The sequence below is a fragment of the Streptomyces sp. genome (assembly GCF_035645055.1).
Lineage (GTDB): Bacteria > Actinomycetota > Actinomycetes > Streptomycetales > Streptomycetaceae > Streptomyces.
On sequence record NZ_DASQNH010000012.1, the window covers coordinates 71,990 to 78,702 of the forward strand.

The following is a 6,713-nucleotide window of genomic DNA, read 5'->3' on the forward strand; positions in this document are numbered from 1 at the left end:
TCAGCGACCCCTTAGAGCTTCATCAGGCTGGCGTCGTCGACCGAGGCCGAGTGGCGGGCACGGAACAGCGACACGATGATCGCGAGCCCGACCACGACCTCCGCGGCGGCGACGACCATCGTGAAGAAGGCGATGATCTGGCCGTCCAGGTTGCCGTGCATCCGGGAGAAGGCGACGAACGCGAGATTGCAGGCGTTGAGCATCAGCTCCACGCACATGAACAGCACGATCGCGTTCCGCCGGATCAGCACGCCGGTGGCGCCGATCGCGAACAGCAGGGCCGCGAGATACAGATAGTTGACGGGACTCACTTCGACGCCTCCTCGGTCCGCTTGAAGGCCGCCGGCTCGGTCCCGGTCCGCTCCAGGCGCTCCTCGGCGCGCTGTTCCAGCGCCCGCAGGTCGTTCAGCGCCTCGGCGGAGACGTCCCTGATCTGGCCGCGCTCGCGCAGCGTCTTGTTGACGGTCAGCTCCGACGGGGTGCCGTCGGGCAGCAGGCCCGCGATGTCCACCGCGTTGTGCCGGGCGTAGACACCCGGGGCGGGCAGCGGCGGGAGGTGCTTGCCCTCGCGGACGCGCTGTTCGGCCAGTTCCCGCTGGGTCCTGGCCCGCTCGGTGCGCTCGCGGTGGGTGAGCACCATGGCGCCGACGGCGGCCGTGATCAGCAGGGCGCCGGTGAGTTCGAAGGCGAAGACGTACTTGGTGAAGATCAGGGCCGCCAGGCCCTCCACGTTGCCGCCCGCGTTGGCCGTGCCGAGACCGCCCCACTCCGTGAGCGAGGCGTTGCCGATGCCGGCGATCAGCAGGACGCCGAAGCCGAGGCCGCACAGCAGGGCCAGCCAGCGCTGGCCCTTGAGGGTCTCCTTCAGGGAGTCCGCCGCGGTGACGCCGACCAGCATCACCACGAACAGGAACAGCATCATGATCGCGCCGGTGTAGACGACGATCTGCACGATGCCCAGGAAGTAGGCGCCGTTGGCGAGGTAGAACACCGCGAGGACGATCATCGTGCCGGCCAGGCAGAGCGCGCTGTGCACGGCCTTCTTCATGAAGACGGTGCACAGGGCGCCGATCACCGCGACCGTGCCGAGGACCCAGAACTGGACGGCCTCTCCGGTGGAGGTGGAGTAGGCGGCGAGCTGCGTGGTCATCGGCCGATCACCTTCTCCGAGGCCGGTTCGGTCCCGCCGAAGGTGGAGTCGGCCTCCTGGACGACCTCGCCCTTGGAGTGGGCGACCTGGCGCTCGGTGCCGGGCGCGGCCTCCGTCACCAGGCCCCGGTAGTAGTCCTGCTCGTCCATCCCCGGGTAGATGGCGTGCGGAGTGTCGACCATGCCTTCGTCGAGTCCGGCCAGCAGCTGTTCCTTGGTGAAGATGAGGTTGGCGCGGCTGGAGTCGGCCAGCTCGAACTCGTTGGTCATGGTCAGCGCGCGCGTGGGGCACGCCTCGATGCACAGGCCGCACAGGATGCAGCGGGCGTAGTTGATCTGGTACACCCGCCCGTACCGCTCGCCCGGGCTGTAGCGCTCCTCGTCGGTGTTGTCCGCGCCCTCCACGTAGATGGCGTCGGCGGGGCAGGCCCAGGCGCACAGCTCGCAGCCGACGCACTTCTCCAGGCCGTCCGGATGGCGGTTGAGCTGGTGCCGTCCGTGGAAGCGGGGAGCGGTGGTCTTCTTCTGCTCCGGGTACTGCTCGGTGAGCCGCTTCTTGAACATGGCCTTGAAGGTCACGCCGAAGCCGGCCACGGGGTTCTGGAAACCGGGCTTGGTCTCCTTCGGCTCCTCAGCCATCGGACGCCTCCTTTCCATCCAGCGATCCGTCACTCTGAGTATCGGGTCCGCCACTGACAATCAGCTCCCGCTCACGGCGCGAGTGGCGCCGCGGCACCGGCGGCAGCTCCTGGCCCGGCATCGGCGGCACGGGGAATCCGCCCGCCATCGGGTCGAAGGCGGCGGCCGGGGCGGGGGCCTCGTGCTCCTTGCCGCGGTCGCGGAAGAAGTCCGCGACGAAGGAGAGGAGGAGCAGGGCGATCACTCCGCCGCCCACGTACAGGGCGATGTCGGCGAAGTCGTAGTTCTCGTTCCGCAGCGTCCGCACGGTGGCGACGAGCATCAGCCAGACCACGGAGACGGGGATGAGGACCTTCCAGCCGAGCTTCATCAGCTGGTCGTAGCGGACGCGTGGGAGCGTGCCGCGCAGCCAGATGAAGAAGAACAGCAGCAGCTGCACCTTGACGGTGAACCAGAGCATCGGCCACCAGCCGTGGTTCGCGCCCTCCCAGAAGGTGCTGACCGGCCACGGGGCCCGCCAGCCGCCCAGGAAGAGGGTCACCGACACGGCCGAGACCGTCACCATGTTCACGTACTCGGCGAGCATGAACATCGCGAACTTGATCGACGAGTACTCGGTGTTGAAGCCGCCGACCAGGTCGCCCTCGGACTCCGGCATGTCGAAGGGGGCGCGGTTGGTCTCGCCGACCATCGTGACGATGTAGATGATGAAGGAGACCGGCAGCAGGATGATGTACCAGCGGTCCGCCTGCGCCTCGACGATCGCGGAGGTCGACATCGACCCGGAGTAGAGGAACACCGAGGCGAAGGCGGCGCCCATGGCGATCTCGTACGAGATCATCTGCGCGCACGAGCGCAGACCGCCGAGCAGCGGGTACGTCGACCCGGAGCTCCAGCCCGCCAGCACGATGCCGTAGATGCCGACCGAGGCGACCGCGAGGATGTAGAGCATCGCGATCGGCAGGTCGGTGAGCTGCATCGTGGTGCGCTGGCCGAAGATCGAGATCTCGTTGCCGGCCGGGCCGAAGGGGATCACCGCGATCGCCATGAAGGCCGGGATGGCCGCGACGACCGGCGCGAGGACGTAGACCACCTTGTCCGCGCGTTTGACGATGACGTCTTCCTTCAGCATCAGCTTGATGCCGTCGGCGAGCGACTGGAGCATGCCCCAGGGGCCGTGCCGGTTGGGGCCGATGCGCAGCTGCATCCAGGCGACGACCTTGCGCTCCCAGACGATGGAGAACAGCACGGTCACCATCAGGAAGGCGAAGCAGAACACCGCCTTGATCACGACCAGCCACCACGGGTCATGGCCGAACATCGAGAGGTCTTCAGCGGCGAGGTACGGGCTCATGCCTCCACCTCCTTGGGGGCCTCGGCCGCGAGCGTGGCCGGGCCGATGCGGACGAGGGAGCCGGGCAGCGCCCCGGTGTCGGAGGCGACGCCGCCGCCGGTGGAGTTCAGCGGCAGCCACACCACGCGGTCGGGCATCTCGGTGATCCGGAGTGGCAGTTCGACGGTTCCGGCGGGGCCGGTCACCGCGAGCGCGTCGCCGTTCTTGACGCCGACCTCGGCGGCGGTGGCGGCCGACAGGCGCGCGTGTGCGGCGTGCCGGGTGCCGGCCAGGGCCTCGTCGCCCTCCTGGAGGACGCCCTGGTCGAGCAGCAGCCGGTGTCCGGCGAGCACCGCCTCCCCGGCGGCCGGCCGGGGCAGGGCGCCCGCGGTCTCCAGCGGCTCGGTGGCGCGCGGGCCGTCCCAGGCGCCGAGCCGGTCCAGCTCAGCGCGCACGGTCCGCAGGTCCGGCAGGCCGAGGTGGACGTCCATGGCGTCGGCGACCATCTGGAGCACGCGCGCGTCGGTGGGCGCGAGCCGCCGGGTCATCTGGTCGGGCTTGAGCGCGGCCTCGAAGAGGCGCACCCGGCCCTCCCAGTTGAGGAAGGTGCCCGCCTTCTCGGCGACCGCGGCGACCGGCAGCACGACGTCCGCGTGGGCGGTGACCTCGCTGGGCCGCAGTTCGAGCGAGACCAGGAAGCCGACCTCGGCGAGCGCCTCACGCGCACGCGGCGGGTCGGGCAGGTCCGCGGCCTCGACGCCGGCGACGACCAGGGCCCGCAGCTCTCCGGTGGCGGCGGCCTCCACGATCTGGCCGGTGTCGCGGCCGTGGCGGTGCGGGAGCTGGGCCAGGCCCCAGACGGCGGCGACCTCCTCCCGCGCGCGCGGGTCGGTGGCCGGGCGTCCGCCCGGCAGCAGCGACGGCAGCGCACCGGCCTCGACGGCCCCGCGCTCCCCCGCCCGCCGCGGGATCCACACCAGCCGCGCACCGGTCGCCGAGGCGGCTCGTACGGCGGCGGTGAGGCCCCCGGCGACCGCGGCGAGCCGCTCGCCGACGACGATCACCGCGCCCTCGGCGCGCAGCGCCTCGGCGGCCTCGGCGCCGCCGCCCGCCAGGCCGACACCGCTCGCGAGCGCGTCCAGCCATTCGGTCTCGGTGCCGGGCGCGGCCGGCAGCAGGGTGCCGCCCGCCTTCTCGAGACCCCGGGTGGCGTGGGTGGCCAGCGCGAACACCCGCTGGCCGTGCTTGCGCCAGGCCTTGCGCAGCCGCAGGAAGACGCCGGGCGCCTCCTCCTCCGACTCGAACCCGGCCAGCAGCACCGCCGGGGCCTTCTCCAGGGCGGTGTACGTGACGCCCGTACCGTCCAGGTCGCGGCCGCGGCCGGCGACCCGCGCGGCGAGGAAGTCGGCCTCCTCACCGCTGTGCACGCGCGCGCGGAAGTCGATGTCGTTGGTGTCGAGCGCCACGCGCGCGAACTTGCTGTACGCGTAGGCGTCCTCGACGGTGAGCCGTCCGCCGGTCAGCACCCCGGCCCGGCCGCGCGCGGCCAGCAGCCCCTGAGCGGCGGCCTCCAGGGCCTCCGGCCAGGACGCGGGCTCCAGGACCCCGTCGGCGTTGCGCACCAGCGGCGTCTGCAGGCGGTCCCGCTGCTGCGCGTACCGGAACGCGAAGCGGCCCTTGTCGCAGATCCACTCCTCGTTGACCTCGGGGTCGAAGGCGGCCAGCCGCCGCATGACCTTGCCGCGCCGGTGGTCGGTGCGGGTGGCGCAGCCGCCCGAGCAGTGCTCGCACACCGACGGCGAGGAGACGAGGTCGAAGGGGCGGGAGCGGAACCGGTACGCCGCCGAGGTGAGCGCACCGACCGGGCAGATCTGGATGGTGTTGCCGGAGAAGTACGACTCGAAGGGGTCGCCCTCGCCGGTGCCGACCTGCTGGAGTGCGCCCCGCTCGATCAGCTCGATCATCGGGTCGCCGGCGATCTGGTTGGAGAAGCGGGTGCAGCGCGCGCACAGCACGCACCGCTCCCGGTCGAGCAGCACCTGCGTGGAGATCGGCACCGGCTTCTCGTACGTCCGCTTCTTGCCCTCGAAGCGGGACTCGGCCTGGCCGTGCGACATCGCCTGGTTCTGCAGCGGGCACTCGCCGCCCTTGTCGCAGACCGGGCAGTCCAGCGGGTGGTTGATGAGCAGCAGCTCCATCACACCGTGCTGGGCCTTCTCGGCGACCGGTGAGGTCAGCTGAGTCTTCACGACCATTCCGTCCGTACACGTGATCGTGCAGGACGCCATCGGCTTGCGCTGGCCCTCGACCTCGACGATGCACTGGCGGCAGGCGCCGGCCGGGTCGAGGAGGGGGTGGTCGCAGAAACGGGGGATCTCGATGCCGAGCTGTTCGGCGGCGCGGATGACCAGGGTGCCCTTGGGCACGCTGATCTCGATGCCGTCGATCGTCAGCGTGACGAGGTCTTCCGGCGGGACCGCCGCCTCTCCTCCTCCGGAGGGAGCGCTGGTGGTCACGGTCATGCGTTCACCTCCGTGCGGTGATCGGCCCAGGCCGTCGACTTGGCCGGGTCGAAGGGGCAGCCGCGGCCCGTGATGTGCTGCTCGTACTCCTCGCGGAAGTACTTCAGCGAGGAGAAGATCGGCGAGGCGGCACCGTCGCCGAGGGCGCAGAAGGACTTGCCGTTGATGTTGTCGGCGATGTCGGCCAGCTTGTCGAGGTCGCTCATGGCGCCCTTGCCGGCCTCGATGTCCCGCAGCAGCTGCACCAGCCAGTAGGTGCCTTCGCGGCACGGGGTGCACTTGCCGCAGGACTCGTGGGCGTAGAACTCGGTCCAGCGGGTGACGGCGCGGACCACGCAGGTCGTCTCGTCGAAGCACTGGAGCGCCTTGGTGCCGAGCATGGAACCGGCGGCGCCGACGCCCTCGTAGTCGAGCGGGACGTCCAGGTGCTCCTCGGTGAACATCGGCGTGGAGGAGCCGCCCGGCGTCCAGAACTTCAGCCGGTGGCCGGGCCGCATCCCGCCGCTCATGTCGAGCAGCTGGCGCAGGGTGATGCCGAGCGGGGCCTCGTACTGGCCGGGGCTGGCGACATGGCCGCTGAGCGAGTAGAGCGTGAAGCCCGGGGACTTCTCGCTGCCCATCGACCTGAACCAGTCCTTGCCGTTCTTCATGATGGCGGGAACCGACGCGATCGACTCGACGTTGTTCACGACAGTCGGGCACGCGTAGAGGCCCGCGACGGCGGGGAAGGGGGGACGCAGCCGCGGTTGACCACGGCGGCCTTCGAGCGAGTCGAGGAGCGCGGTCTCCTCACCGCAGATGTACGCGCCGGCGCCGGCGTGCACGGTGAGTTCGAGGTCGAGTCCGCTGCCCAGGATGTTCTCGCCGAGGTAGCCCGCCGCGTAGGCCTCGCGCACGGCCTCGTGCAACCGCCGCAGAACGGGGACGACCTCACCACGCAGATAGATGAAGGCATGCGACGACCTGATGGCATAGCACGCGATGACGATGCCCTCGATGAGGCTGTGCGGGTTCGCGAAGAGGAGCGGGATGTCCTTGCAGGTCCCGGGCTCCGACTCGTCGGCGTTGAC

Annotated in this window: 6 protein-coding genes; all 6 read right to left on the reverse strand. The window is 70.7% G+C overall.

All coding sequences use genetic code 11. The features are described 5' to 3' along the window. Positions 1–11: 11 nt before the first annotated feature. Positions 12–311, reverse strand: a complete 300-nt coding sequence (gene nuoK, locus VE614_RS03395; RefSeq protein WP_324931671.1) for an NADH-quinone oxidoreductase subunit NuoK — start codon at positions 309–311, stop codon at positions 12–14. Next, positions 308–1,150: an NADH-quinone oxidoreductase subunit J gene (locus VE614_RS03400; protein WP_324931674.1), complete on the reverse strand. Its 843-nt coding sequence runs from the start codon at positions 1,148–1,150 to the stop codon at positions 308–310. The genes nuoK and VE614_RS03400 overlap by 4 nt, the downstream gene beginning before the upstream one ends. Continuing rightward, a complete protein-coding gene (gene nuoI / locus VE614_RS03405; protein ID WP_324931677.1) occupies positions 1,147–1,788 on the reverse strand; it encodes an NADH-quinone oxidoreductase subunit NuoI in 642 nt (213 codons plus the stop codon). Before nuoI ends, VE614_RS03400 begins: the two co-directional genes overlap by 4 nt. Beyond that, positions 1,781–3,142, reverse strand: a complete 1,362-nt coding sequence (gene nuoH / locus VE614_RS03410) for an NADH-quinone oxidoreductase subunit NuoH (protein WP_324931680.1) — start codon at positions 3,140–3,142, stop codon at positions 1,781–1,783. Before nuoH ends, nuoI begins: the two co-directional genes overlap by 8 nt. After that, a complete protein-coding gene (locus VE614_RS03415) occupies positions 3,139–5,643 on the reverse strand; it encodes an NADH-quinone oxidoreductase subunit G (protein WP_324931683.1) in 2,505 nt (834 codons plus the stop codon). Before VE614_RS03415 ends, nuoH begins: the two co-directional genes overlap by 4 nt. Further along, a partial coding sequence (nuoF, locus tag VE614_RS03420; RefSeq protein ID WP_324931686.1) for an NADH-quinone oxidoreductase subunit NuoF occupies positions 5,640–6,713 on the reverse strand: 1,074 nt, incomplete at its 5' end. The genes nuoF and VE614_RS03415, both read right to left, overlap by 4 nt.

What these genes read in the sequence shown, in the direction of transcription:
- VE614_RS03400 (WP_324931674.1), bottom strand. Translation starts at nt 1,150, where the DNA reads ATGACCACGCAGCTCGCCGCCTACTCCACCTCCACCGGAGAGGCCGTC.
- nuoI (WP_324931677.1), bottom strand. Translation starts at nt 1,788, where the DNA reads ATGGCTGAGGAGCCGAAGGAGACCAAGCCCGGTTTCCAGAACCCCGTG.
- nuoH (WP_324931680.1), bottom strand. Translation starts at nt 3,142, where the DNA reads ATGAGCCCGTACCTCGCCGCTGAAGACCTCTCGATGTTCGGCCATGAC.
- VE614_RS03415 (WP_324931683.1), bottom strand. Translation starts at nt 5,643, where the DNA reads ATGACCGTGACCACCAGCGCTCCCTCCGGAGGAGGAGAGGCGGCGGTC.